At 68.3% G+C, this 25,073-nt stretch carries 20 protein-coding genes and 2 pseudogenes; 15 read left to right on the forward strand and 7 right to left on the reverse strand.

What is annotated here, in order from left to right:
• The first annotated feature begins 77 nt into the window (after positions 1–77).
• The 6 genes from ACZ3KP_RS02820 to ACZ3KP_RS02845 all read left to right on the forward strand — a co-directional run bounded on the left by ACZ3KP_RS02820 (position 78) and on the right by ACZ3KP_RS02845 (position 6,580).
• Positions 78–2,621: a flavin-containing monooxygenase gene (locus tag ACZ3KP_RS02820; protein ID WP_467495803.1), complete on the forward strand. Its 2,544-nt coding sequence runs from the start codon at positions 78–80 to the stop codon at positions 2,619–2,621.
• A 56-nt stretch (positions 2,622–2,677) separates the two neighbouring features.
• Entirely contained in the window at positions 2,678–3,463 is a 786-nt protein-coding gene (locus ACZ3KP_RS02825) for a glucose 1-dehydrogenase (RefSeq protein ID WP_467495805.1), read from the forward strand.
• Positions 3,464–3,733: 270 nt separating this feature from the next.
• Positions 3,734–4,237, forward strand: a complete 504-nt coding sequence (locus ACZ3KP_RS02830) for an SRPBCC family protein (RefSeq protein ID WP_387147693.1) — start codon at positions 3,734–3,736, stop codon at positions 4,235–4,237.
• A 278-nt stretch (positions 4,238–4,515) separates the two neighbouring features.
• Positions 4,516–5,022, forward strand: a complete 507-nt coding sequence (locus tag ACZ3KP_RS02835) for an SRPBCC family protein (protein WP_387147690.1) — start codon at positions 4,516–4,518, stop codon at positions 5,020–5,022.
• The gene (locus tag ACZ3KP_RS02840) at positions 5,022–6,080 is read left to right on the forward strand and encodes an LLM class flavin-dependent oxidoreductase (RefSeq protein ID WP_387147687.1); all 1,059 of its coding nucleotides are present in this window, start codon (positions 5,022–5,024) and stop codon (positions 6,078–6,080) included. Before ACZ3KP_RS02835 ends, ACZ3KP_RS02840 begins: the two co-directional genes overlap by 1 nt.
• Positions 6,077–6,580: a winged helix-turn-helix transcriptional regulator gene (locus ACZ3KP_RS02845; RefSeq protein ID WP_387147685.1), complete on the forward strand. Its 504-nt coding sequence runs from the start codon at positions 6,077–6,079 to the stop codon at positions 6,578–6,580. The genes ACZ3KP_RS02840 and ACZ3KP_RS02845 overlap by 4 nt, the downstream gene beginning before the upstream one ends.
• Before the next feature lie 39 nt (positions 6,581–6,619).
• Here ACZ3KP_RS02845 and ACZ3KP_RS02850 read toward each other — a convergent pair whose 3' ends face one another.
• From ACZ3KP_RS02850 to ACZ3KP_RS02860, 3 genes are all read right to left on the reverse strand, one after another.
• A complete protein-coding gene (locus ACZ3KP_RS02850) occupies positions 6,620–7,486 on the reverse strand; it encodes an alpha/beta fold hydrolase (protein WP_387147682.1) in 867 nt (288 codons plus the stop codon).
• Positions 7,487–7,601: 115 nt separating this feature from the next.
• Complete coding sequence (locus ACZ3KP_RS02855) at positions 7,602–8,087, reverse strand: zinc-binding dehydrogenase (protein ID WP_387147679.1); 486 nt, start codon at positions 8,085–8,087, stop codon at positions 7,602–7,604.
• A 380-nt stretch (positions 8,088–8,467) separates the two neighbouring features.
• A complete protein-coding gene (locus ACZ3KP_RS02860; protein ID WP_387147676.1) occupies positions 8,468–9,070 on the reverse strand; it encodes a TetR/AcrR family transcriptional regulator in 603 nt (200 codons plus the stop codon).
• Positions 9,071–9,700: 630 nt separating this feature from the next.
• Here ACZ3KP_RS02860 and ACZ3KP_RS02865 point away from each other — a divergent pair.
• Together ACZ3KP_RS02865 and ACZ3KP_RS02870 are read left to right on the forward strand one after the other, a co-directional pair.
• A complete protein-coding gene (locus ACZ3KP_RS02865; RefSeq protein ID WP_467495810.1) occupies positions 9,701–10,813 on the forward strand; it encodes an alpha/beta fold hydrolase in 1,113 nt (370 codons plus the stop codon).
• Positions 10,814–10,824: 11 nt separating this feature from the next.
• Positions 10,825–12,177 carry a LuxR C-terminal-related transcriptional regulator gene (locus ACZ3KP_RS02870; RefSeq protein WP_387147670.1) on the forward strand — a complete coding sequence of 451 codons (1,353 nt, stop codon included), beginning with the start codon at positions 10,825–10,827 and terminating at the stop codon, positions 12,175–12,177.
• Positions 12,178–12,580: 403 nt separating this feature from the next.
• Here the strand turns inward: ACZ3KP_RS02870 and ACZ3KP_RS02875 are convergent, their stop codons facing one another.
• A complete protein-coding gene (locus ACZ3KP_RS02875; RefSeq protein WP_467495813.1) occupies positions 12,581–13,213 on the reverse strand; it encodes a TetR/AcrR family transcriptional regulator in 633 nt (210 codons plus the stop codon).
• 96 nt (positions 13,214–13,309) lie between these two features.
• On the opposite strand from ACZ3KP_RS02875, the gene ACZ3KP_RS02880 reads away from it, so the two are divergent.
• On the forward strand, positions 13,310–14,488 hold the full coding sequence (locus ACZ3KP_RS02880; RefSeq protein WP_467495815.1) for a saccharopine dehydrogenase NADP-binding domain-containing protein: 1,179 nt from the start codon (positions 13,310–13,312) through the stop codon (positions 14,486–14,488).
• A 203-nt stretch (positions 14,489–14,691) separates the two neighbouring features.
• Positions 14,692–16,104: a dihydrolipoyl dehydrogenase gene (lpdA, locus tag ACZ3KP_RS02885; protein ID WP_467495817.1), complete on the forward strand. Its 1,413-nt coding sequence runs from the start codon at positions 14,692–14,694 to the stop codon at positions 16,102–16,104.
• A 57-nt stretch (positions 16,105–16,161) separates the two neighbouring features.
• On the opposite strand, the gene ACZ3KP_RS02890 is transcribed toward lpdA, so the two are convergent.
• The 3 genes from ACZ3KP_RS02890 to ACZ3KP_RS02900 all read right to left on the reverse strand — a co-directional run bounded on the left by ACZ3KP_RS02890 (position 16,162) and on the right by ACZ3KP_RS02900 (position 20,353).
• Positions 16,162–16,923: an amidase family protein gene (locus tag ACZ3KP_RS02890; RefSeq protein WP_387145399.1), complete on the reverse strand. Its 762-nt coding sequence runs from the start codon at positions 16,921–16,923 to the stop codon at positions 16,162–16,164.
• A 670-nt stretch (positions 16,924–17,593) separates the two neighbouring features.
• The gene (locus tag ACZ3KP_RS02895) at positions 17,594–18,169 is read right to left on the reverse strand and encodes a TetR/AcrR family transcriptional regulator (RefSeq protein ID WP_387145396.1); all 576 of its coding nucleotides are present in this window, start codon (positions 18,167–18,169) and stop codon (positions 17,594–17,596) included.
• A 1,206-nt stretch (positions 18,170–19,375) separates the two neighbouring features.
• Positions 19,376–20,353 carry a GlxA family transcriptional regulator gene (locus ACZ3KP_RS02900; RefSeq protein WP_387145390.1) on the reverse strand — a complete coding sequence of 326 codons (978 nt, stop codon included), beginning with the start codon at positions 20,351–20,353 and terminating at the stop codon, positions 19,376–19,378.
• Positions 20,354–20,422: 69 nt separating this feature from the next.
• Between ACZ3KP_RS02900 and ACZ3KP_RS02905 the strand changes: the two genes are divergently transcribed.
• The 5 genes and pseudogenes from ACZ3KP_RS02905 to ACZ3KP_RS02925 all read left to right on the forward strand — a co-directional run.
• A complete protein-coding gene (locus ACZ3KP_RS02905; protein ID WP_387145387.1) occupies positions 20,423–21,451 on the forward strand; it encodes a nuclear transport factor 2 family protein in 1,029 nt (342 codons plus the stop codon).
• Between the two features lie 404 nt (positions 21,452–21,855).
• Positions 21,856–22,200: an alpha/beta hydrolase fold domain-containing protein gene (locus ACZ3KP_RS02910; protein WP_387145384.1), complete on the forward strand. Its 345-nt coding sequence runs from the start codon at positions 21,856–21,858 to the stop codon at positions 22,198–22,200.
• 27 nt (positions 22,201–22,227) lie between these two features.
• Positions 22,228–22,461, forward strand: a complete 234-nt coding sequence (locus ACZ3KP_RS02915) for a hypothetical protein (protein WP_387145382.1) — start codon at positions 22,228–22,230, stop codon at positions 22,459–22,461.
• An 844-nt stretch (positions 22,462–23,305) separates the two neighbouring features.
• Positions 23,306–24,244 (forward strand): annotated as a pseudogene (locus tag ACZ3KP_RS02920) (NADP-dependent oxidoreductase); the annotation flags it as partial.
• 30 nt (positions 24,245–24,274) lie between these two features.
• A pseudogene (locus ACZ3KP_RS02925) lies at positions 24,275–25,042 on the forward strand (nuclear transport factor 2 family protein); the annotation flags it as partial.
• Positions 25,043–25,073: the final 31 nt, after the last annotated feature.

The following is a 25,073-nucleotide window of genomic DNA, read 5'->3' on the forward strand; positions in this document are numbered from 1 at the left end:
TTCTGATTTCCCCGTCGGTAGGGAATGACGAATCAGATATTGTGAATCAGAGATCGTGGAGAAAACGGCCAATGGTCATGGAACATGATGTCGTCGTTATTGGTGGCGGATTCTCCGGCCTGTACGCGGTGCACAAGCTGCGCGATCAGCTCGGACTGGATGTTCAGGGATTCGATGCCGCCGGAGGCGTCGGTGGTACTTGGTGGTGGAACCGCTATCCTGGCTGCCGCTGCGATTTCGAGTCGGTCCACTACAGCTACTCGTTCTCCGACGATCTGCAGCGCGAGTGGGAGTGGTCGGAACGCTTCGCCGCCCAGCCGGAGATCCTCGCCTACCTCGAGTGGGTGGCCGACCGGCTCGATCTGCGCAGGTCGTTCACCTTCAACACGCGCGTCACCTCGGCGACCTGGGACGAGGACGCGTCGCGCTGGACCGTCCGGACCGATGACGGCGGGACCTGCACGGCACGCTACGTCGTCAGTGGCGTCGGGGTCCTTTCCGTGCCCAAGACCCCGGAGTTCACCGGGGCGCACAGCTTCGAGGGCGAGCTGTACCGGACGAGCAGCTGGCCGCACGAGCCCGTTGACTTCACCGGCAAGCGGGTCGCGGTGATCGGCACCGGCTCGACCGGTATCCAGGTGATCCAGGAGGTCGCCAAACAAGCCGCGCACCTCACCGTGTTCCAGCGGTCACCCGCCTACGCGGCGCCGCTCGGCAACGGAAAGGTCGAGCCCACACAACGGCGGTGGAACGCAGATCACCACGCCGAGCTGCGCGCCGGGTCCCGGCACAGCTTCATCGGCGTCCCCTATGACCTGGCGAGCGGGCCGGCCGCGGCGTTGACGCCCGAGGAGCAGCGCAAGATCCTCGACAAGTACTACGACAGGGGCGGCTTCCCCCTGCTCGTCTCGACGTTCTCGGACATTCTGTTCTCGCAGGAGGCCAACGACACCATCTCCGAGTACATCCGGGAGCGCATCCGCGAACGGGTCCGGGATCCCGCGACGGCCGACCTGCTCACCCCGACCGATCACCCGTACGGCTCCAAGCGACCGCCGTTCGAAACGGACTACTACGAGGTCTACAACCTGCCGACCGTCGACCTGGTAGACGTCAGCAAGGCCCCGATCGAGGCCATCACCCCGACCGGCGTGCGCACCAGCGACGCGCTCCGGGAGTTCGACGTGATCATCCTCGCGACGGGATTCGACGCCATCACCGCGCCGCAGGTCATGCTGAACATCACCGGACGCGACGGAGTCACCCTCGGTGAGAAGTGGGCCGACGGCCCGACCAGCCTGCTCGGGTCCCAAGTCGCCGGCTTCCCCAACTTCTTCATGATCGTCGGTCCGCAGAGCACGGCCATCTTCTACAACGCGCCCCTGGCCATCGAGGACGCCGTCGACTTCACCGCGGCGGCCATCGCGCGCGTCGAGGCGGACGGCGCCAGGACGATCGAGCCGACGCCGGAGGCCGAGCGCGTCTGGGGAGAGCTGTGCACGAACATCTTCAACCTCACCCTGATACCCCGAGCCGAGAAGGCGTGGTGGCTCGGCGGAAACATCGCCGGCAAGCCCCGAGGGGCCTACATGTTCGTCGGCGGCGCGCCCCTGTACCGGGCGTTCCAGGCCGACATCGCGCGACGCGACTACGCGGGATTCGCGCTCGGCGGACGCCCCACGCCCTTGTCTCCGCTGCTCAAGCTGAGCCCCACTGCCGCCTTGGCGTACGGCACCACGCTGGTCGGAGATTCCCAGCCGCCCCAGGAAAGGACCCTGGAGGACATCCGGGCGCGCGCTGCCCGGCTGATCCAACTCCAGCTGCCCGGGCCGCAGGTGCGCGTCGAGTCGATCGACCACCCGCAGGCCCGGATCTACATCCCCGAGGCCGGCGGCCCGCTCCCCGTACTGGTCTATTACCACGGCGGCGGCTTCCTCGCAGGATCGATCGATCTCGCCGACAGCCCCGCTCGCCTGATGGCAGCGAACCTCAAAGCGGTGGTCGTGGCGGCCGGATACCGGCTGGCACCCGAGCATCCGTTCCCCTCAGCCACCGACGACACCTTTGCCGCCCTGCAATGGGTCCGCGGCAACATCGCGGATTACGGGGGAGATCCCGAGCGGATCGTGGTCATGGGCGACAGCGCCGGCGCGAACCTGGCGACCGTCGCCGCGCTGCGCGCCCGCGACGCCGGGATCGAACTCGCCGGGCAGGTCCTGGTGTACCCGCCCCTCGACCCCGAGGCGTCGACCGCGTCGCGCACCGAGTTCGCTGATGGTCCGATTCTCAGTGCCGCCTCGATCGACGGCATGTGGGCGGCGTACCTGAGCGGCAGTGAGGTGACTGCGCTTGCGGCGCCGAACCGGGCGGAGTCGCTGGCGGGAGTCGCTCCCGCCCTGGTGGTGACTGTCGAGCTCGACCCCTTGCGCGACGAGGGAGAACAGTACGCGGGCGCGCTCGCCACGGCCGGCGTTCCCGTGCAACAGCACCGGTTCGACGGCTTGTTCCACGGCGCCCTCGGCATGACCGCGGTCATCCCCGAGGTGCAGAGGCTGTACACGCTCATCGGCGGCTTCTTCCAGGAACACGCCGCGAAGCACGAGGCCGTCGAGTCGGCGTGACCGTGCCGCGGAGGCGGAAGCGACCGAGAACAGAGATCACCGACAGGAGTAGCGAGATGACCGGACGTGTCGAAGGCAAGGTCGCCGTGGTGACCGGGGGAGCGAGCGGCATCGGGCGCAGCAGCGCCGAACGGTTGGCCAACGAAGGCGCGATCGTCGTCGTCACCGACGTGCAGGACGATCTCGGCGAGAAGACCGTGCACGCCATCAGGGAGTCCGGTGGGCGCGCGGAGTACCTTCACCATGACGTGGCGCAGGAGACGGCCTGGTCCGACGTCTTCGACCAGGTACGAGCCCGCCATGGCCGGCTCGACGTGCTGGTGAACAACGCCGGCATCGGAATCATGGGGCCGGTCCTCGACGCGACGCTCGCCGACTTTCGGCGGCAGATCGAGGTCAATCTCGAAGGCGTTTTCCTGGGTGTCAAGTACGCGATCCCGTTCATGGCCGAGGGCGGCGGCGGCAGCATCGTCAACATGTCCTCGATAGTCGGCATCATCGGGCAGCCGCTGATGGCCACCTACGGAGCGACCAAGGGAGGCGTGCGCGTCTTCACCAAGGCGGTCGCCCTGGAATGCGCCACTTCCGGCACGGGGGTGCGGGTCAATTCAGTCCATCCGGGGATCATCGAGACACCGATCTGGAGCGCCAACGGCTCCCCCGACCTCGACGCGATGAGCGACGCCTCCGTTCCGCTGGGCGCCAAGGGCCTTCCATCCGACATCGCGAACGGCGTGCTGTGGCTGGCCTCCGACGAGAGCCGCTATGTCACCGGGTCGGAGCTGGTCATCGACGGTGGAGCGAGCGCCGGGGGAACCGGACCCCTGATGAGGAGCGAATAGCCGCCATCCCAAGCCCCGCCCCTGGCGTTACCACGGCGCCGGAGCGGTTGGCTCCGGGGCCGTTCCCGGTGCGGATTGCTGACAGGGCCTCTCCGGAGGGTGACGTCGCTGGACCCGGCGCAAGGGCTCGACCCTCCAGTGTCCGCGGATCGTGTCTGCACAGGGTTGACGCCGGCTCGTGCGGGTTCCTGACCGTACGGCCGCGCTTGCTCCGGCATCGGAGCCCGACAGGGACCACACACAGTCCCCACACGAGACAAGGAACCTCTCATGCCGACAATCGACTACGCCACCGTCATCGATGCCGAGGCCCACCGTGTCTGGCAGGTGCTGCGCCGCTTCGGCGACATCGCCAAGTGGTACCCGGCCGCCGTCACGCAGAGCGCCATCGAGGACGGCCTGCCCCAGAGCACGGTGGGATCCGTCCGGGCCATGGTGCTGGCCGACGGCAATCCGTTGCGCGAGCGACTGCTGTCCATGGACGATGCGAACCGGACCATCAGTTATGGGTTCGCGGACTCGTCCCTGCCCTATGACGACTTCGTTCTGACGGTGCAGCTCGTATCGCTGAACGACGGACCGCGCACCTTCATCCGCTGGACCGCGCGCTTCGACGTGCGGCCCTCACATGATCGAGAGGCGGGTGTCAAAGCGCTGCGCGATCTCATCAGCGGGGGTGACGCCAGTCTTCACGCCTTCCTTCGCGATGACCGGGATCGTCAGCCGGCCTGTCACGAATCAGGCGCGGACCTTCACGAACGTGACACCCGGTGAGTAGGACGACGCATCGCCTGATCGATACGGCCAAGGGCTCTCCGGTCCGCTCACCCCCGACCCGACCGTATCGCGTGGCGACGACCAGCTCTTGGTCGTCGCGAGAGCAGCGAGGGACGAGCAGCGGCACAAGGCGCCGGCTCGCCGAGGTACACACCCGGTGACCGGGCCAGGGTCGGTTGGTGCGTCGGGTCTTCACGCATCATCATTGACTGGCTAAGTCTCGTTACGCAACTCTTTCGCCGGCGTCGTGAAACGAGCGAGGAGGCTGGTTCATCGTGGAGTGGACAGGCGCACGGTACGCCGACATGCCGACAGCCGAGGTGCGGACCTGGATCGACGCTCCGTGGGAGCGGGTCTGGGAGCTGGTCTCGGACGTGACCCTGATGCCGGGCATGAGCGAGGAGCTCCAGTCGGTCGAGTGGCTGGGCGGGGCCACCGGTCCCGCCCTTGGAGCCAGGTTCGTCGGCCGTAGCAAGCACGATGCGTTCGGGGAGTGGGAGACCACGTCACACGTGATCGAGTACGAACGGGGATGCGTCTTCGCTTGGGCGGTGGGGGACCCGGATCGTCCCAGTGCGGTGTGGCGCTTCGGGCCAGAAGCGAAGGACGGTGGGACCGAGTTGTCGGAGTGGATGAGGATGGGGCCCGGCCGCTCGGGGCTGTCCTTCGCCATCGACGCGATGCCGGACAAGGAGCAGAAGATCGTCTTCGTACGGATGCGGGAGTTCGAGCGCAACATGGCTGCCACCCTTGGACACATCAAGACGCTGGCGGAGGCGTGATGCGCACCGCGACCACCGTCGAGGCAGCAGGCGGCGGGGCCTGGTCGGACCAGAGCGATTTCGTGGTGGAGGCCGAGAAGCTGGGCCTCGACGTCTGCTGGGTGGCCGAGGCCTGGGGCTCCGACGCCCCCTCCGCGCTGGGCTACTACGCGGCCCGCACCCAGCGGATGCTGCTCGGCTCCGCTGTCATGCAGGTCGGAACTCGCACCCCGGTCGCCCTCGCACAGACGGCGATCACCCTGTCCAACCTGTCCGGCGGACGGTTCCTGCTGGGCCTCGGACCCTCAGGGCCTCAGGTGATCGAGGGTCTGCACGGGGTGCCGTTCGCGCGTCCCCTGGCGCGTGTCCGCGAGACGGTGGAGATCGTGCGGCAGGTGATGGACGGTGGCAAGATCTCCCACTCGGGTGCCGAGTTCCAGATCCCGCTGCCCGGTGGAGAGGCCATGCCTATGCGTCTGTCCATGCGTGCCGAGCACCGGATTCCGATCTACCTGGCCGCGCTGTCACCCGCGATGCTCAGGCTGACCGGGCGGATCGCGGACGGCTGGCTCGGTACAAGTTTCGTTCCCGAAGGCGCGGGCGATGCCTACTTCGCTCCGCTGGACGAAGGCCTGGCCCGCAGCGGGCGCGGTCGCACGGAGTTCGACGTCTGCCAGGGTGCGGAGGTGGCGTTCGCGCCCGACGAGGAGGCACTCGGCGTGATGGTCGCCGGCCGCAAGAAGGAACTCGCTTTCAGCCTCGGCGGGATGGGCTCGGCGTCGACCAACTTCTACAACCACGCCTACAGTCGCCAGGGTTGGGCGGAGGTGGCCGCGCAGGTGCGCGAGCGCTGGCAGGCAGGCGACCGTGCGGGCGCGGCCGGCCTGGTGACCGACGAGATGGTGCTGGCGACGACGCTGATCGGTACCGAGGACATGGTGCGACGACGTTTGCGAGTGTGGCGCGGCGCGGGGGTGGACACCGTCCGTCTCTACCCGGCCGGTGAGAGTCTGGATGCCCGGCTGGCCACCCTGGGAAGGGCGATCGAGCTGGTGCGCGAAGTCGGTGGCGCGTCGTGAGTGCGCGTAAGTCGTTCGCGAACTGGCCTTGTTCGATCGCCCGCACCGTGGATCTGCTCGGTGACGCCTGGACGTCCCTGGTGCTGCGGGAGACGTTCTACGGAAGCCGTCGCTTCGAGGAGTTCCAGCAGCAGCTGGGCATCGCCCGCAACACCCTTGCCGACCGTCTGCGGCGACTGGTGGACGAGGGGTTGATGGAGAAGCGGCTCTATGAGAGCGAGCCTCCTCGCCACGAGTACGTGCTGACGGAGAAGGGACACGATTTCTTCCCGGTCCTGGCGGCGATCACGCGGTGGGGTGACCGCTGGCTTGCTGGCCCGGAGGGGCCGCCCATCGCCCTGCACCACGAGGCGTGCGGCCACGACGCCAGCCCTGAAGTGGTGTGCTCCGCGTGCGGCGAGCCCGTACGGTCCGACAACACGTCCGCGCGGATCGGCCCGGGATATCCGGAGAAGCTCAGAGAACGGCCCGACGTCCAGCGCCGCTTCGCGCGCTCCTAGCCCATCCGGGCGCAGCAGCATCAGGTCGAGGAGGATCTTCTAGAGGAATTCAAGCGCGCTTGTCACGAATTCCGCGTGGTACTGGAAGATGCCCCCGTGTCCGGCGTCCGGGTAGAGCGGGACGAGCTGGCTCCGGGGCAGGCGTGCGGCGAGATCGAGGGTGTTCTGGCTAGGCACCATCCGGTCGTTCTCACCGTTGGCCACCAGCACTGGTTGGCGGATGACCGACAGGTCTGACGGTGTCTGGCGGCCCCAGCGTTTGATGGCCTTGAGCTGGGCGCGGAACGACGGCAGCGAGATGTCCTTGTCGCGGTTGTCGGTGCGCTCCTTCAGCCGATCCATGAAGGCGTGTCCCGCCCGCTGCCCGTTGGCGCTGTCGGTGAAGAACAGGGACAGTTTCGGGTCCTGGCGGGTCAGGGCGCCCTTCAGCGTGGCCTGGATCGTGAGCGCGGGCACCCGGTCGATGCCGGGGCCTCCGGCGGGGCCTGTGCCCGCGAGGATGACCTTGCGCACAAGGTCCGGTTCCTTGGCCGCGACGACCTGAGCGACGAAACCGCCCATCGACAGACCCAGCAGATCCACCTGCTCGAATCCGAGGGACCGCACGAACAGCACCGCGTCGCGAGCCATCGCCTCGATCGTGTCCGGTGTGGAGCCGCCCGAGCCGCCCACGCCACGGTTGTCGAAGGCAATCACGCGGCGCCCTGCGGCGAGCCCGTCGACGACACGCGGATCCCAGTTGTCCAGGACCCCGGCCAGATGAACAAGGAGAACCAACGGCACGCCCTCCTTGGGGCCGAGTTCCCGATAGGCGAAGTCCACACCCCGTACGGACACGGAGCGGGTCGGCGCATCTCTGTACGACGCCGAGGACGAGGGAAAGGGGGAGTGGTGCGGTGTGTTCATGTCCGGGTCCTTCTGCAGCGGGGCTTCGGGGCGGTGCCGGTGACCGGCGGTGGCTTCGTCGGGGCGCTCGTGGACGGACCGTGAGGGCCCGGCGGGTTGTTCGCTCAGGTCATCTTCACCACGGCCTTGCTTGCCCTGGGCCGCCCTGCCTCGAGATGCTCCAGTGCTTGCCGGGCCGACTCGCAGGGGAAGACGGTGCCGACGACGGGACGTTGCCGGCTTCGATGAGATGGGTGAGCTCGCGCAGCTGGCTGCCGCCGGCCCTCATGAACAGGCAGCGATCCGTGGCGTGCTGGCGCCGGTAACGTCGGCGGGTCCGAAAACCCGGTGCGGACATCGCCAGCCCGATGATCGGATGCGCTCCGGGCTCTCTGGCGAACGCGGCGTCGGGCGGGCCCGGGACACTGATGATCTTTCCGCCGGGTTTGAGGACCCGCGGGGAGTTCACAAGCGTCTCGCCGCCAGGTGAGTCCAGGACGACGTCGTAGTCGTGCGAGACCGTCTCGAACGCCTGCTCCCTGTAGCCAACGACGACATTCGCCACATCACCGGCCCGCAGGCCGTCCTTGTCTCCGTAGCGTTCCACCTGGAAGGCCTTCATCGTCGTCTCCATATCTCGTCCGCCGGCGAACGGACTCTTGTTCGTCGCGAGCTGCCCTGTGCAACGCTGCCGCTTTGCGGTGATTTGCGTGCACGTGCATGATGCGAGGGTGCAGGTGTCCGAATCGGTTCCAGCTTTAGATTATGTTCGTAATTTTAAGGTCCCCGGCCGATGGACCGCAAGCCGGCGGCCTCGTCTTCAGGGGAATGTGGCCGCGGCCGGTGGCGCATTGATCGGCGGGGTCGGCCGCCTCCGTCTGGGCGTTGCGAGGCCCCGCTGGGGCCGTGGCGATTGGCCGACGTGGAGCGGGGTTGCCGAATGCCGGCATTCCATTCATGGGGGCGACCGGAGGTGCGGGGGCGCGTCCTCTGCCGGGTGCCTCAGCTCGCGGTCCCGGCGTGCTCATGGTCGATGCTCAGCAGCGCGAGGGTGTTGCGGATGCCCTGCTCGAGGACTTCGTCGGCGAGCCGACGGTCGGCGAGGGCTCGGGAGAGCTGTAGTGTCCCGGCCATCATGGCGTAGGTGCTGAGCGTCACAGTGCGCACCGAGAGTGGATCGTCGGGCGCCAGGCGAGCGGCGATGCCTTCGGCGATGACCAGTACGCCGTCGGTGTAGGCCTGCTTGGTCGGGTGCGCGCAGCGGCCGATCTCGTCGAGCAGGGCGGCAGAGGGGCAGCCCTCGCCGCGATTGTCGCGGTGCCAGGGGGACAGGTACCAGCGGACTATCTGTTCGAGTCCGGCGCGGCCGGGTGCCGCGTGCGCGACGATGTTCGCGTTCTGGGCGTGCAGCTGGTCGGCGACCGTGGTTGCCACGAGATCGTCCTTGGATGCGAAGTGCGTGTAGAAGGCGCCATTGGTCAGGCCTGCGGCCTTCATCAGCGCCGTGATGCCCGAGCCGTCTATCCCCTCGCTATTGAACCGGCGTCCGGCCGCCTCGATGATTCGCTGCCTGGTCGCCTGCTTGTGCTCTTTCCCGTATCGCACGGCACACTCCTTCGGTCGCCGGAAGGGCCGCTCACCCTCCACCGGCTTGCCCACTGTATTGTATTGTGAACGTAATTCAATGATTCTGTGCGGTGCTCGCCCGGAGTGGGGCGGTGTGTTGGCGCCCGCGGCCGCGTCCTTCGATGGCCGCCGGGTGCCCGGCTTGTGCTCTGCGGTGCCGCTCGTCACAACTCCGCCCTCGGTGTAACGACAACTTCTTTCTCGTGCGGCTGCGGGGTGGGAGGGGGCGTCCTGCCGTAATGCAATGTGGTCCAGGGGTGCGCAGTTCGGGACTCCGCATCTCAATAGGGCGGGCGGCCGTTCCCGTGCTGGATGGCGGTGATGACGGCCGCGAGCGGCGCGGATGGCCGAAGGGGCGGGCTGGCGGGCGCGTGCGCCACGACGCTCAACGGAGCCGAACGGTCCGGACGGCTGCACCACACGGCGGGATATCGCACGTGGTCCCGGCTCGGCGAGCCCCAACAGGGCCGCCGACGAGGGCGATTCGGGCCGCGACCTGCGGATTCCGCCAGCTTGATCGGCTACACCACTCGGCGGGACGCCATCTTCCCGTGGCTGCCCCGTATGCGCGTGAGGCGGTCTGGCGTCATGTGGGGCAATCTGTGCGCGGTGTCCGGCATCGACGTCATCCAGGGCGGCTCACCGCTTGCAGCCCGATGGAATTACGGTCATACTTTAATGATCGAAGAGAGACCGAAGGGCTCGAGCGCACATGGTTCGGCTCACTGGGCTTTCGCTCCGACCCCGGACTGCGCAGCCGCAGCCGAGAAAACCAGGTGTCTGCTCTGCGCCCTCTCCTCCAGTAGTGAGAAGGGGACTCGCTCGCAGCAACTCCCCAAGAAAGGCACGACGATGAATGACGCAGAAGCAGCACGAGGCGATGTCGTGACGTCGTACAAGGACGCGCCGACCCGCACCGTCACCGCCGGGGGAGTGACCTTCGCCTACCGTGACCTCGGCCCGCGTACAGGTGTCCCGGTGGTGTTCATCACCCACCTCGCCGCCGTGCTCGACAACTGGGATCCCCGGGTCATCGACGGCTTCGCCGCCAGGCACCGGGTCATCACGTTCGACAACAGAGGCGTCGGCGCCTCCACCGGCAAGACGCCGGACACCATTCAGGCGATGGCGAAGGATGCGGTCACCTTCATCCGGGCGCTCGGGCTGGAGCAGGTGGACATCCACGGATTCTCGATGGGTGGCATGATCGCCCAGGTGATCGTGCAGACCGATCCGGAGTTGGTCCGCAAGCTGATCCTCACGGGCACCGGCCCGGCCGGCGGCGAGGGCATCAAGAACGTGACCCGGCTGTCCCACCTCGACACCGTCCGGGCGCTGTTCACCCTGCAGGACCCCAAGCAGTTCCTCTTCTTCACCCGCACGGCCAACGGGCGCCGGGCCGGCAAGGAGTTCCTGGCCCGACTGAAGGAGCGGACCCAGGACCGGGACAAAGCCATCTCTCCGGTCGCGTACCTGACCCAGCTGAAGGCCATTCACCGCTGGGGGCTGGAGCGGCCGCACGATCTTTCCGGCATTCATCAGCCCGTGCTCGTCGCCAACGGCGACCACGACCGGATGGTTCCGACGCCGAATTCGGCCGACATGGCCCAGCGGCTGCCGAACGCCGAGCTGGTGATCTACCCCGACGCCGGTCACGGCGGCATCTTCCAGTTCTACGAGAAGTTCGTGCCGACGGCTCTCGAGTTCCTCGCGCGCCCGTAGACATGGAACGCGTGGCCGATTCCAGACAGGCGTTCGAGCTCGGCAGTATGGCGCTGCGGGCGGCGTGGGCGGCCGGGCACGCCGAGCTGCAGCGCGAGGCGCTTGAGCGGCTCGAGCGGCGGCTCCCGCAGGGGGACTTCCCGAACGCCGATCTGCTGCCGTTGTTGCGCCAGTGGTGGACGCAGGACCAGGGTGGCGGAGCCGACGACCGCGGTCAGGTCGTGGCCCCCGGAGCCGAGGTCCTCCGTCGGATCGGCGGCGGTTCCTGGTTCCTGATGCCGCCTGCGCCGGTGGCGTTGGCCTGGGGAATCGAGTCCGCACTGGATGAGGCTCTGCGCTCGGAGATCGACCGGCTGCGGCCCACGGACCACGTGACCGCCCTGACCCAGGCGCTGGCCGAGGCGGCCGCACTGGGTATCGCGCAGGGCTCCTGGACCTCGACCGCGGCGAACGCCCTGGAAGGGCTCCAGGTGGCCGAGGAGATCGGCGACGACCACCTGGCGTCGCAGTGCCGCAATTGCCTGGGATGGCTGGCAGCCGCCCGGGGCGAGGAGGCGGCCGTCGCGGACTACGCCGCCTTGGCCTTCCAGGTTTCCGTGCCGCGCAGTGTGCGCCTGCTCAGCGCCGCCACGCAGTGGACCCTCGGCATGTCGGCGCTGTTCGCCGGCCGGCCCGATCAGGCGTTGGACCACCTGGTCTGTCTGACCGAGGAAGGCCACCACGCGGCGCACCCCACGATCGCGGTGCTCGCCGCGCCGGACACCGCCGAGGCCGCCATCCAGTCTGGACAGCGGGCGACGGCCGAGGAGCAGGCGCGAGTGCTGCGGGCGTGGGCCGAACGGACCGACGCGGCGTGGGCGATCTCCGCGACGCACCTGGTCCATGCCCTGCTGGCATCAGGGGCGGATGCGGAGAAGCACTTCCGGCTCGCGCTGGACGCCCCCGGAGCCCGGTCGCGGCCCTTCAACCACGCCCGCACGCGCCTGCTGTACGGCGAGTGGCTACGGCGGGCCGGTCGCCGCGCCGACGCCCGGGCCCAGTTGGCCGAAGCGGAGCAGATCTTCCGGCGACTGGACGCGGCACCTCTGCTCGCCCGCACCCGGGCCGAACATGAACTCACCGGGCAGCACCCGCGCCGCGATATCACCCCGGCCCCGGACACCGCAGCCGTCCTCACCCCGCAGGAGCTGAGAGTCACGCGGCTGGCCGCGCAGGGGCTCACCAACCGGGAGATCGGGGCACAGCTGCTGATCAGTCCCCGAACGGTGGGCCATCACCTGGCCAACGTGTTCCCCAAGCTCGGTATCGTCTCGCGCGCCGACCTCGCGTGCATCGACTTCGGGGACGGACCGGCGGCCCGCTGACCCGGCGCCGGCGGACTTCGTCGTCGTTCACACCTGAGGTGCCGGATGATGCGGTGATGCCCCGGCCGTTCGGCCCCCGCGCCCTCTGGGACACCGCTGCCCAGATGCCCCTGGCTTCCAGCCGTGCCGAGTGCCCCGGCGTGCCGGGCGACGCAATCCGTACCGCTCAACTGCCCCACACGAGGGCCGGTCTCCGGAGAGATCACTTCACGCTACGACCCTGAGACCGTGCCAGGGCTTGAGGGGTCGTGGCGCTGAGCGTGCCGTTCGTCGGCCGAGGCCAGGCAGCGCTGCCGGGCAACGCCTTCGGCGAGCGGCGGCCGAGCGGCACGCAACGACAGGCCAGGGCGGCCGAGGCGGGTCGCCGCCACACGGCGACGCCGTCCGCCGGACTCCGGTCAGATCAACCATGGGCGCTGACGCCGTCGGCCGCCAGGCCGGACATCAGCAGGCTGATCGCATGGAACGTCCTGTTCAGGGCCTCCTCCCGGTCCGCCGAGGCGGCGATGATCTGGTTGCCCTCGCACAGACCAGCCAGCAACAGCCGGGCGACAGGGGCGACGGGAACGTCCGGTTGCAGTTCACCGCGCTCGGCCAGCACGGTCAGCAGCCGTTCGATCGGCGGCCGGGCGAAGGTGTCGTTGATGTGCCGGTACTGTGCGCCCAGGACCGAGGGCGCCTGGGCCATCAGCTCCCGGTGCAGGGGATCGTCGATGGTCCGACGCAGGAAGGCGTGGGTGAGGTCGGCGACCGCAGTCATGGCGGGCTGGCCCGGCAGCGTCGCACGAAGCGCCTCGCACGTCGCGTCGCCCAGGACACCGAGCTGCTCAAGCAGCTCGGTGTAGAGCTTGGCGAACATCGCCTTCTTGTCCGGGAAGTGGCTGTAGAAGGTGCCCTTGCTCACCCGGGCCGCCTCGGTGATGGCCTCGACCGATGTGTTGGCGAACCCGCAGTCCACGAACAGCTTCCGAGCGGCCGCCACCAGGTCCGCCCGGGTCTGCTCCGCATACATCTGTCGTCGGTTTGGCCTTTGCATACGCACCATCGTATATTCGGTGACCTGGAGTCAGTGAATGACTATGGGTCATTCGATGGTGGTCGGGACAATGCCCTCCGGAAGGCAGGCGGAGCCGTGGAAAAGCGCAGGATCGTGTTGCTGGGTGCGACGGGGTACACCGGGCAGCGCGTGCTCCGGGAACTCCTCGCGCGAGGGGAGAAACCGACCCTGGCCGGGCGGAGCCGGACCAGGATGCTGACCCTGGCCGACCGCTTCGAGGCGGACCTGCCGGCCGTCGAGGTCGATGTCACCTCGACGGCCGACCTCACCCGCCTCGTGGAGCCCAGCGATGTCGTCGTCTCCACGATCGGACCGTTCATGCGGCTCGGTATGGCCGCGGCCACGGCTGCCGCGCGGGTGGGGGCACACTACTTCGACTCCACCGGGGAAGGGACCTTCGCCCGCCGCGTCCTCCTCGAGCTGGACGCCGTCGCGGCCGTCCGGGGAGCGGCCCTCGTGCCCGCGTTCGGCTACGACTACGTGCCGGGTAACCTCGCCGGCGCGATCGCCCTGTCGAAGGCGGGCGAGCGGGCACGCCACGTGGAGGCCGGCTACTTCATCACCCGTGCCGGACACGGGGACGAGCTGAGCTACCGCAGCACCCTGCGTGACGCGTACACCCTGACCACGCCAGGCACACGTCAGACGCTGGTCGCCACGGCGGCCGAGGACGGGTTCGCCTACCGCAACCCGCGCCCCTGGGCCCCCGCCCGAGTGGTCGACGAGCGAGTAGGCAAGCGGGTGCGCACCTTCCACTACGGCGGCGTCAAACGCACGGCCATGACCGTCCCGGGCACGGAGCATCTCGGACTGCCAGAGGTCTTCCCTCAGCTGGACAGCGTCGAGGTGGGCCTCGGCTGGTTCGGACGGTGGACTCGCGCGGTGCAGATCGCCGCCACGATCCAGACGCCCCTGTTGCGCTCGGCCAAGGTGCGGGCCGCTCTGGAGCGGTGGTCCGAGCGGCTCCCGGGATCACAGCGCGAGCCGGACCCCGACGGCCGTTCCCTGGTGATCGCCGTCGCCCGCGACAGCCGGGGCCGGCCGCTGGCCACGACGGCCCTGACCGGACCAGATCCGTACGAGATGACGGGATCCCTCCTGGCATGGGGTGCCGTCCACGCGGCACAGCCGGACGCCGTCCTCAAACCCGGCGCCCATGGCCCCGTCGTCGCCTTCGGCCTCGACACTCTCAGGCTCGGTGCCGCAGAGGCCGGAGTACACGAGGTCGGCGGGGCGTCGGCCGGCCGTCGATGATGACGGCACGGGCATAGATCACCGCGCCGCGGTGCTGAAGCCGACGTCAGGGAAGTCGCTGCCGGGAGCGTGGACCATCAGGTCGGCGTCCACCGGTTCCCCGTGGCCGGGGTCCCCGCCGGAGTGTTGACAACAGATTCTTCGATCAGGAGTGAGCCCGCCCCTCGCAGGGGCCGGCCGCCTCAGCGGAAAGGAAGCCGTCCATGGACGAGCAGGGTGGGCATTTCGACGTCGTCGTACTCGGCGCGGGCCCCGGCGGCTATGTCGCCGCCATCCGAGCCGCCCAACTGGGCAAGCGCGTCGCGGTCGTCGAGGAGAAGTACTGGGGCGGCGTCTGCCTGAACGTGGGCTGTATCCCCACCAAGGCCCTGCTGCGCAATGCCGAGCTCGCGCATCTCTTCACACGCGAGGCGAAGACCTTCGGCATCAAAGTCGAGGGTAAGGTCTCCTTCGACTACGGGGAGGCCTTCCGCCGTAGCCGGAAGGTCGCGGACGGCCGGGTCAAGGGCGTCCACTTCCTGATGAAGAAGAACAAGATCACGGAAATCAGCGGTCGCGGTACCTTCCTCGACCCGCACACGATCCAGGTGGCCGACTACGAGGGCAACACCCGCACCATCGGCTTCGATCACTGCATCATCGCCGCCGGGGCGAGCCCCAAGCTGCTGCCTGGCACCCGCCGTACCTCGCGCGTGGTGACGTTCGAGGAGCAGATCCTCGCCGAGGACCTGCCGCAGTCGATCGTCGTCGCGGGCGCCGGCGCGATCGGCGTCGAGTTCGCCTACGTGCTGCACAACTACGGCGTCAAGGTCACCATCGTAGAGTTCCTGGACCGGGTCGCCCCGCTGGAGGATGCCGAGGTCTCCGCCGAACTGGCCAAGCAGTACCGGAAGTTGGGCATCGACGTGCTCACCTCGACCCGTGTCGAGTCGATCGACGAGTCCGGCCCGCAGGTCCGGGTCACGGTCACCGGCAAGGACGGCGCTCAGAAGGTGCTGGAGGCGGACAAGGTCCTGCAGGCGATCGGCTTCGCCCCGAACGTCACCGGCTACGGGCTGGAGAGCACAGGCGTGCGCGTCACCGAGCGCGGTGCGATCGATGTCGACGGCCGCTGCCGCACCTCGGTCCCGCACATCTACGCCATCGGTGACGTCACCGCGAAGCTGATGCTCGCGCACACGGCCGAGGCGATGGGTGTGATCGCCGCCGAGACGATCGCGGACGTGGAGACCATGGAACTGGACTACGTGATGATCCCTCGGTCCACCTTCTGCCAGCCTCAGATCGCCAGCTTCGGCTACACCGAGGCGCAGGCGAGGGAGATGGGCTTTGACGTCCAGGTCGCCAAGTTCCCGTTCACCGCGAACGCCAAGGCCCACGGCCTGGGCGACGCGACCGGCTTCGTGAAGCTGATCAGCGACGCCAAGTACGGCGAGTTGCTCGGTGCCCATCTCATCGGCCCCGACGTCACCGAACTCCTCCCCGAGCTGACCCTGGCCCAGCAGTGGGATCTCACGGTCCACGAGGTCGCCCGCAATGTCCACGCCCACCCCACCCTCGGCGAGGCGGTGAAGGAGGCCGTGCACGGGCTGGCCGGCCACATGATCAACATGTAGCGCTGTGCGTCGCGTTGTGTTCGTCGCTCTCCTGGCCCCCGGCCGGGCGGCCGGGTCTCAGGCGAGGGCCGGAGGCGTCACGAAGCCGTCTACCTCCCGGCCGAGCAGCGCGGCGAATTCGATGGTGGTGAGATCGCCCCCGCTCGGGCCCGTGGCCTGCAGACCGATGGGCATGCCGCTCCTGACCTTGCGTACCGGGATGGTCGTCGCCGGTGCTCCGGAGACGTTGGCGACAGCGCTCCACTTGACCTGGTCCCGGTAAGGGCGTCGTACACCGTCCACTTTGAAAGGCCGCCCGAACCAGTCGATGAGTTCCTGGTGATGGGCGGGAGCGGCCGTCGGCGTGACCGGCATGAGCACGATGTCGAAGTCCTGGAAGAACTCGAACCATCGCTGCCGGATCTCGTTGCGCACCATATGGGCCTGCAACCAGTGGAAGTGGGACTGGAAGGTTCCGCGCAGGGCGGGTGCGGCGTTGCCGCGCGGATGCTGGACGAACCGGGCCAGTGTCGCGGCACTGGGGGCAGGGGCGAGGCCGGTGCGGTCGCCCGCGCCGAAGAGCACAGGCAGAAAGGCCTTCCTATGATTCGTCGCGAGGTCGACGGGGAGGTTCGCCGGCTGGACGGTGATCTTCGCACCGGCCGTTCGCAGCACGGTGACAGCGTCGTCCATGGCTTCCACAATTTCGCGGTCGACCGGACATGAGGGATCCTCGCCCCACGGCGATCCGCTCAAGGCAGATCTCGACGAGTTCCCGGCTTGAGATCTCACCCGCTGCCAGCGCACGCGACTGCTGCACGGCCGACTGGAACGGGACATCACTCACGGTATGCCTCATCTCTGACTCTGACGGCGCCTAATTGAATGGCGATCGTAATATTGCATTCGACAGGCGATACGGTTGACGGCGGGTGAAAGGCAGCGGCCTCGCAGAGGGGGATTCTGCGGCGCGACGCAGGCGGGTGACGTGAGAACGGACCAGCGACATGCCCGGCCGGCAGCCCCGGCATCCACGCTGATGTCGGATGCCGGTTGACTGACGGTGGCTTCCGCGCTCGCTTCGCATTCAAAGGCGGCCTCGTCGCTGACATCGTCGTGGAAGACCTGGCCGTGTCTCTTGTCGTGCAGCACTGTCGCGTCCAGGCCGCGGGTGGTTTTGTCGGGTGGGACGCCATCGAGGAGGTGCGCACGTGCCGCGTGGCGCTCTGACACCCGGTTCTGGGCAATTGAGGCGCTTCATCCGCGCCTCTGTGTCGGACGAGGGTGGGCGTCGGATGCCTCGCCGCCCTGTTTGGCGAGATCGGCTGCCGTGCGCACGGCACCGAGCGCTGTCCGTGTCGCCTGCATTCATCGATAGCGGGGCGGTCGACCGGCATGCATGTACGGCAGCGACCTGCCGGGGGCTGCCCGCAATAGTGGGGGCGAACTGGAGATGGAACTCCGTTCGACCGGTTGACGGATGGTTCTCGGTGGCTCCGGCTCGGGCCCCTCAGGGGACCGGACACCGGACGGCATCCATCAGCAGACCGAGCATCCGCCCCAGCTGGTCCCGCCCGCCTGTCGCCGAGGTCGTCGTGAACATACCGACGAGCGTGACGACGATGTCCTCGGCGTGGACATCGTCGCGCAGTGTCCCGGCGGCTGTTCCGGCAGAAAGGATTGCTTGCACCGCAGCGCAGAGTTGTGCGTGTGCCGGTGATGCAGTCACGACGTCGGACGTCAGAACGGCGCGCAGCGCGTCTGCCCTCTCTCGTCTGGTGCTCGCGTAGTCGGCGAAGAGTTCCATCCAGCTGCGTAGTGCGTGAGCTGGATCTTCGGTGCGGAGGAGGACTTCGGGCTGGGCGCACAGCTGGTCGAGCTCCTGCTGGTAGATCGCTTCCACCAGCGCTTCTCGGGTGGGGAAGTGCCGGTACAGCGTGCCTATCCCCACGCCTGTGTCCCGCGCAATTTGCTTCAGGGACACCGATGCCTCGGATGTGAACGCGACGCGCGCGGCGTCGAGCAGCCGGGTGCGGTTGCGTGCCGCGTCCGCACGGATGGGTTTGGGTGTGTCACGGATCGACATGGTTCCAAGGGGCCTTCGGCTGTTTCTGCGGCGAGCAGCCGAGGGCCCCCAGCCTTGCTGGGATGGCGGAAGGGGCCCACGGAGTTGCCGCCGTGTGGGTCGGTGGAAAGGCGGATGACGTTCAGTGGCGCATCAAGGCCGTGGAATGTCACAGGGAAGGCGGGAGCCCGTTGTCCGTGCACTGATGGCCTCAGGCTTTGAGAGTATGATCATAATACTAAAGGAGGGGGTGAAGTCGCAAGAGGGTCATCCATGGTGAGTCGAGGAGTTCTCCGGCGCTCGCTTGTCCAGGCTGGCCCCAGCCCTGGTTCGGGTGGTGCCCCGCGTCGTGGTAGGGGGATCGAGGGTTACGCGTTCCGGCGCAAGGCCCTGACGATCTCCGGAGAGGCGGTAGTCCGCGAGGCGTCCCGCTGAGGCGAGTTGATCAGTCGCTGGCAGAGACACCGCCCCCGAACTGCGGATTGCGGTGCCCTGGCCGGTTACACCACCCGGCGGGAGGCCATCCTGGTTCACGCCGAACCGTTCCATCGCCCGCGGTCTGGCGGAGATGTAGAAGGCGCCCAGGATCGGTTGCTCCTGCGCTGATCCGGATGGTCTCCCGCCTGCTCACCAGCCGCCCCGTCGTCTTCGCCGTCGGCAATCTGCTGTACCCCGTCGGCACCCCGACGTCGCCGCACTCGACGGCTGGCCCGTTGCCCATCCGGCCGTCGACCGCCTGCACGGTAGGCGCCAGCCGGTGACGGTGTCCCCTGACAGCCGACGCTCCCTTCAGCTGGGTCGCATCGCAGATTCTGCGCCCGCACAAGGCCGACTGCTGTTGTGGAGTGCCGAGTTCGTCCGTCTCCTCAAGGTGGCCATCCGTCAGGACGGCCGTGTGCTCGCCCGGCGCACCCTTGCCCGGCCCGTGGCCCCCGGTCGCGCCGTCTGCGTTCCGGCCTCGGTGCTCGACGGCATATCGGACACCGGTGGCCCCGTCCGCATCGGCCTGTAGCCGACATCGGTGATGCTCCTCGGCCCGAGGCGTATCACCGAGGGCGACCCCTCGGTGGTCACAAGGAGGGCGGGCTATGTATTGCCGCCCACCGTGTCAGGAGTCGTCCCGCGATCGGTGTGCGTCTTCGACGGCACAAGGCAGCGACACTCCTGTAGCCGAGACCGGTGACGAACTGCGCCCCGTCGGGGATGAAGACCAAGGTCGTCTGCCGCTCAGACGGCGGCGTAGGCGGTGCGAGGACTGGGTGACAGGGCGCCGCGGAAGGTGCGCCGGTAGGCGATGGGGGAGACGCCGATGGCGGCGTGCAGGTGTTCGCGCAGCGAGGTCCCGCCACCGAAGCCGACCTGGCCGGCGATCTCGTCCACCGGGAGGTCGGTGGTCTCCAGGAGGTGTCGAGCCCGCTCGACGCGCTGCTGGATCAGCCAGCGTCCCGGGCTCATGCCCACCTCTTCGGTGAAGCGGCGGGCGAAGGTGCGCAGGCTCATGTGGGAGTGCTCGGCGAGGTCGGCCAGGGTCATGGGCTCGTGCAGGTTCTCCAGTGCCCACTGCCGGGTGGGGGCCGTGCCGCTGGTGGTCTCGGGTACCGGGTGCTGGATGTACTGCGCCTGTCCTCCGTCACGCCACGGGGGCGTGACGCACATCCGGGCGACCTGGTTGGCGACCTCGCTGCCGTGATCCCTGCGGATGAGGTGCAGGCAGACATCCAGCCCGGAAGCGGCGCCGGCCGAGGTCAGCACGTCCCCGTCGTCGATGAACAGGACGTTCGGGTCCAGTGAGACCTGGGGAAACCAGGCGCGGAAGAGGTCCGCGACCACCCAGTGGGTGGTGGCCGGCCGTCCGTCGAGGAGCCCGGCGGCGGCAAGGACGAAGGCGCCGGTGCAGATCGACACGAGGCGGGCGCCGGGAGCCCTGGACGCGAGTGCCTCCACCACGGCATGCGGTACTTCCCTGGTGACGGCGGTGGTGACGAAGGGCGGGACGACGACGGTGTCCGCAGTGTGCAGCACCTCCGGGCCGTGCTCGACGGTGATCGAGAAATCGGAGTTGGTGCGGACCGGACGGCCGTCGACGCTGCAGGTGAGGACCTCGTAACGGCCCTCTGCGGCCCCGAAGACCCGGCTGGGAATGCCCAGTTCGAAGGGGTATACCCCGTCGACGGCCAGAACGACGATGCGGTGAATACGAGACATGGCACGATCCCGTCGAAAGTTGACTTTCATGCCATGGTATCGAACGGCGGCGGCAGTCACGCTGAACGCATGACGAACACCGCCACCATGCGGGTCATTGGCCAAGATGCCTACGGTTCCCCCGAGTTCGAAGAAGTGAGCCCTGTGAACACCACCACGTCCGTCCGCCGTCGTACCCTCGCCGCCGCGATCATGGCCGTCGCTCTCACCGCGGCCGCCGTCCCCTCCACGGCTGCCGCACTCTCTCGGGCTCCCGGCCTCGGACAAGCGGCGGGGATCCCCGTAGTCGGGCACGGCGAGAGTGCCCGCCTCGGCTATCAGAAGGCTGTCGTCGTCCAGGTCATGAGGGGCGTGTTCGAGCGGGGCGACACCTCGGTAGTCGACCGTTTCGTACGACCGGACTACATCCAGCACAGCCCGCTGGCCCCCGACGGCGCCGAGGCGCTCAAAGCCTTCGGGGCCGCCTTCCGAGGGCAGTACCCGAATGCCAGGTTCGACATCAGGCGGGTCATCTCCGAGGGTGACCTGGTGCTCGTGCACTCCCACGTCGTCCTGACCCCCGGCACGCGCGGTATCGCCGTGTTCGACATATTCCGCTTCCAAGGTGCGAGGATCGCCGAGCACTGGGACGTCGTGCAGGACGTGCCGGCGACCACGGCCAACGGCAACGACATGTTCTCCACGCTCAGCAGGCCGCAGACCGAGGCGCCCGGCCCCGCGCGGCTCACTGAGCACAACAAGAAGCTGGTCACCGCGTTCGTCGAGCAGTACCTGGTGAAGAAGGATCTGTCCGCCATCGACGCCTACGTGGGCCCCGAGTATCACCAGCACAACCCCTACATCCCTGACGGCGTGGCGGGCGCGAAGGCCGGACTGGGTGCCTACTACGCGCAGTTCCCGCAGCTGGTGGCCACCCCCAAGCGAGTGATCGCCGAGGGCGACCTGGTGGCCGTTCACAGCCACACCGTCAACGTGCCCGGCGAGCGGGGCCAGGCGGTCGTGGATCTCTTCCGGGTGCGGGGCGGAAGGATCGTCGAGCACTGGGACGTGGTGCAGGACGTGCCGGAGGCCTCCGCCAACGACAACACGATGTTCTGACGGTCGGTGAGCCATGACCGCCGCAACGGTCCGGTTGCGCGTGCCCACCCTGTTGCAGCCCGGAACGGTGGGTTGATCAACGAACTCAGCGTACGTATGTGATGTCCGGATCGGCTGCACGCCCTCAAGAGGTCCTCGCTCCTGACGCGTTCACGAAAGGGAAGGACCTCGACGGCCGGGTGCGCCTGACAAAGGCCCCATGGAGGAGCCGTGTCTGATCACGCCGCAGTTGAGCTGAGCCGACAAGCGATCGAATCTGCCGACTGGATGGCCGGACTGAGGGTTCCCGAGCCGGAGTTGGATGCGACGCGCACCCGGGTGGAGAGCGCCGCATCCAACTCCGGCCCAGGAGCCGAAGGCGTCACCTATCGGGAGGTGGATGCCGGGGGTGTTCCGGGGATCTGGTGCGAACCGGTCGGCTCCGGTACTACGTCATCCTGCGCGGTCATGCCGGCGGTTCGGTTGTGCCGACGGCATTCGTCGACCGAAAGCTCGCAGGCCATATCGCCAAGGCTGCCGGGGCTCCCGTACTGGTCCTGGACTTCCGGCGGGCGCCTGAGCACAAGTACCTGGTCCAGTTGGACGATGCGGAGACGGCCTTCAACTGGCTGCTCTCCGAAGAGTATGAGCTGGGGAACATCGTCACGATCGGCCACTCCATCGGCGGGTTCCTCGCCGACGCGCTGGCGCTTCGCCTCCGCGACAAGAAGCGGCCTCTGCCTGGTGCCATCGTGTCGACCTCTCCCTGATGCGACCTCGAAATCTCCAACGAGACCATGGAGACCAACGCCGAGACGGACAAGATCCTCAGCAAGGAGATGCTGGAGTTCTTCTGGGAGTCCTGGGTCGGCGGCGCGGGCATCGCGTTCACGGACACCAGGATCAACCTGAACCGGGAGGACCCGAGTGGTCTGCCCCCACTCTCGTCTCCTGGGGAACGTACGAGGTTCTGGCCGGCGAGGACGAGGAGTTCGCTGCCCGCGTCAAGGACGCCGGAATCGACACGGTGACCGTGGTGGTCCCCGGAGGCCAGCATTCGTACGTCTTCGGCGCCAGCCGCGTTCCGGGGGCCGACGCTGCCATCGTGCAGATCGGTGCTTGGGTTCGCGAGAAGATCAAGATCTGACCGGTCAGGACCCGCCAGTTACGAGACCCGTCCGAGGCAGGGCGCAACGACGTGGGTGCCTCACGACTGGGCGTCGACGCGCCCCGGTCCGGAGCAAGAAGGTACCCACCTGGAGCTTGTGGCATCCGGGTGGGTATGCGTGAACGCGAGAGCCGCAGGTGTCCGCCTCTCGGACTTGCATCTCGCAGACCGGGTTTCGCCCCGCCTGCGGGGAGATTACTCCGTGGCCCGAGATTTCCGGCGAGTCCGCCCCCCAGAGAGCCAAGGGCTGGTCCCCGGTAGCCGATGGTTCTGCCCTGCCTGCTTCGCAACCGACTTGACGGCGTATCCGGGGACAGAAGATCGTCTCCGTCGTGATGGGGGCCTCCCACGCGAGCGAAGCCTGGCGCGGGGGAGTGGAGTAGCGGTCGGGCGTACCTCTCGGCGCTGTCAGCGCTGCGGCCCACCGCACGGCCCATCGTTCCCCCCGGGACCGCTCGTGCCACTGAAAGCAGTGCACCAGGGCCGCCCCGCAGCAGCCGGGCGCCATGTCCACTCGCCAACCGTCGGGTTGCCTAAGGCGCCAGACCCCGTGGCCTCTCACCTGGGGGTTCGTCGTCGACGGCCGGAAAGACGACCTGGCACGGTGTGCCGTGGCGTGATCCCGTTGAAAATTGGCATTCATGCCATGGTGTCGAACGAGGGCTGACGGCGAGGCTGAGCGCATGACGAATTCCAACACCCCCACCATGCGTGCCGTCCGCCAGGAGAGCCACGGTTCCCCCGAGGTTCTCCAGGTGGTCGAAGTTCCCCGTCCCGTGCCGGGCCCGAGCGAGATCCTGGTCGCCGTCCGCGCGGCCGGCGTCAATCCGACCGACTGGTACAACCGCGCACAGCCCCTGACCATCGACCGCATGCCGCTGGTCCTGGGCTGGGACGTCTCCGGAGTCGTCGAGGCCGTCGGTGTGGGCGTCACCCTGTTCAAGCCGGGCGACGAGGTCTTCGGCATGCTGCCCTACCCGCACGGCGTCGGAGCCCATGCCGAGTACGTGACCGGACCGGCCCGGGCCTTCACCCGCAAGCCCGAGAGCATCGATCACGTCCAGGCCGGCGCCCTCCCGCTCGCCGCCCTCACCGCCTACCAGGCCCTCGTCGACACCGCCGACGTCCAGCCCGGCCAGCGCGTCCTCATCCACGCGGCCGCCGGCGGCGTCGGCCATCTCGCCGTCCAGATCGCCAAGTCCCGCGGCGCGTACGTCATCGGGACCGCCAGCGCCGGCAAGCACGACTTCCTGCGCTCCCTCGGAGCCGACGAGCTCATCGACTACCACACGGTCGACTTCACCGAAGTACTCACGGACATCGACGTGGTTCTCGACCCGATCTCCCTGGACTCCGCGGCCCGTGCCCGCTCCCTGGCCGTCCTGCGTCCGGGCGGCACCCTCGTGTCGATCCTGCCCGTTCCCGTCGAGGCGGACGAGCTCGCGAGGATCGCGGAGCTGGGCATCCGCTTCGAGTCCCTCCTCGTCGAGGCCGACCAGGTGGGCATGCGGGCCATCGCCGCCCTCGTCGAGGCCGGTGCCCTGCGCGCCCACGTCGAGGCCGTCTTCCCGCTCGCCGAGGCCGCCAAGGCGCACGCTCTGGGCGAGACCGGGCGTACCACCGGGAAGATCGTGCTGACGGTGGAGGGGTCCCGGCCGGCGGAACTCGTCGCCAGGGTGCTGCGGGCCGCCTTCGAAGCGGGCGACACGAGTGTCATCGACCGGTACATCCGGCCCGACTACATCCAGCACAACCCGCTCGCCGCCGACGGCCCCGACGCCATGAAGGCCTTCGGCGCCGCATGGAAGCAGCAGTACCCGGACGCCACGTACGAGGAGAAGCGGGCCGTCACCGACGGTGACATGGTGCTCCTGCACTCCCATGGCGTCCTGGTCCCCGGCAACCCCGACGTCCCTGAGCTCGCGGTCTTCGACCTCTTCCGTTTCCAGGACGGGAAGATCGCCGAGCACTGGGACATCCTGCAGCAGGTGCCCGCTGCCACGGCCGACGGCCACGACCTGTTCTCCACCCTCAGCGAGCCGCGGACCCGCAAGCCCGCGCAGCCGTGGCTCACCGCGTACAACAAGAAGATCGTCACCGACTACGTCGAACGGCTCATGGTGAAGAAGGACCTGAGCGCCATCGACGCGTACATGAGCCCCGAGCGGCACGAGCACAACCCGGGCGTCCCGGCCGGCGCGGCGGAGCTGAAGGCCGGGCTGCAGGCGTACACCGAAGAGTTCCCGGAGCTGAAGATCAGCCTGAAGCGGGTCATCGGCGAGGGCGACCTGGTGGCGGCCCACCTCCACGTCGTCAACACGCCCGGCGAGCGCGGCACGTCGGTCATCGACCTCTTCCGGGTGCGGGACGGAAAGATCGTCGAGCACTGGGACGCCTCGCAGGACGTGCCGGAGACCGCCGCGAACGCCAACACGATGTTCTGACGGCCACCGGTTCGCTGCACCCAGAGAGGAC

The organism is Streptomyces sp. NPDC020958 (assembly GCF_055562175.1).

What these genes read in the sequence shown, in the direction of transcription:
- ACZ3KP_RS02820 (WP_467495803.1), top strand. Translation starts at nt 78, where the DNA reads ATGGAACATGATGTCGTCGTTATTGGTGGCGGATTCTCCGGCCTGTAC.
- ACZ3KP_RS02825 (WP_467495805.1), top strand. Translation starts at nt 2,678, where the DNA reads ATGACCGGACGTGTCGAAGGCAAGGTCGCCGTGGTGACCGGGGGAGCG.
- ACZ3KP_RS02830 (WP_387147693.1), top strand. Translation starts at nt 3,734, where the DNA reads ATGCCGACAATCGACTACGCCACCGTCATCGATGCCGAGGCCCACCGT.
- ACZ3KP_RS02840 (WP_387147687.1), top strand. Translation starts at nt 5,022, where the DNA reads ATGCGCACCGCGACCACCGTCGAGGCAGCAGGCGGCGGGGCCTGGTCG.
- ACZ3KP_RS02850 (WP_387147682.1), bottom strand. Translation starts at nt 7,486, where the DNA reads ATGAACACACCGCACCACTCCCCCTTTCCCTCGTCCTCGGCGTCGTAC.
- ACZ3KP_RS02855 (WP_387147679.1), bottom strand. Translation starts at nt 8,087, where the DNA reads ATGAAGGCCTTCCAGGTGGAACGCTACGGAGACAAGGACGGCCTGCGG.
- ACZ3KP_RS02875 (WP_467495813.1), bottom strand. Translation starts at nt 13,213, where the DNA reads ATGCAAAGGCCAAACCGACGACAGATGTATGCGGAGCAGACCCGGGCG.
- lpdA (WP_467495817.1), top strand. Translation starts at nt 14,692, where the DNA reads ATGGACGAGCAGGGTGGGCATTTCGACGTCGTCGTACTCGGCGCGGGC.
- ACZ3KP_RS02890 (WP_387145399.1), bottom strand. Translation starts at nt 16,923, where the DNA reads ATGTCCCGTTCCAGTCGGCCGTGCAGCAGTCGCGTGCGCTGGCAGCGG.
- ACZ3KP_RS02895 (WP_387145396.1), bottom strand. Translation starts at nt 18,169, where the DNA reads ATGTCGATCCGTGACACACCCAAACCCATCCGTGCGGACGCGGCACGC.
- ACZ3KP_RS02900 (WP_387145390.1), bottom strand. Translation starts at nt 20,353, where the DNA reads ATGTCTCGTATTCACCGCATCGTCGTTCTGGCCGTCGACGGGGTATAC.
- ACZ3KP_RS02905 (WP_387145387.1), top strand. Translation starts at nt 20,423, where the DNA reads ATGACGAACACCGCCACCATGCGGGTCATTGGCCAAGATGCCTACGGT.
- ACZ3KP_RS02915 (WP_387145382.1), top strand. Translation starts at nt 22,228, where the DNA reads ATGGAGACCAACGCCGAGACGGACAAGATCCTCAGCAAGGAGATGCTG.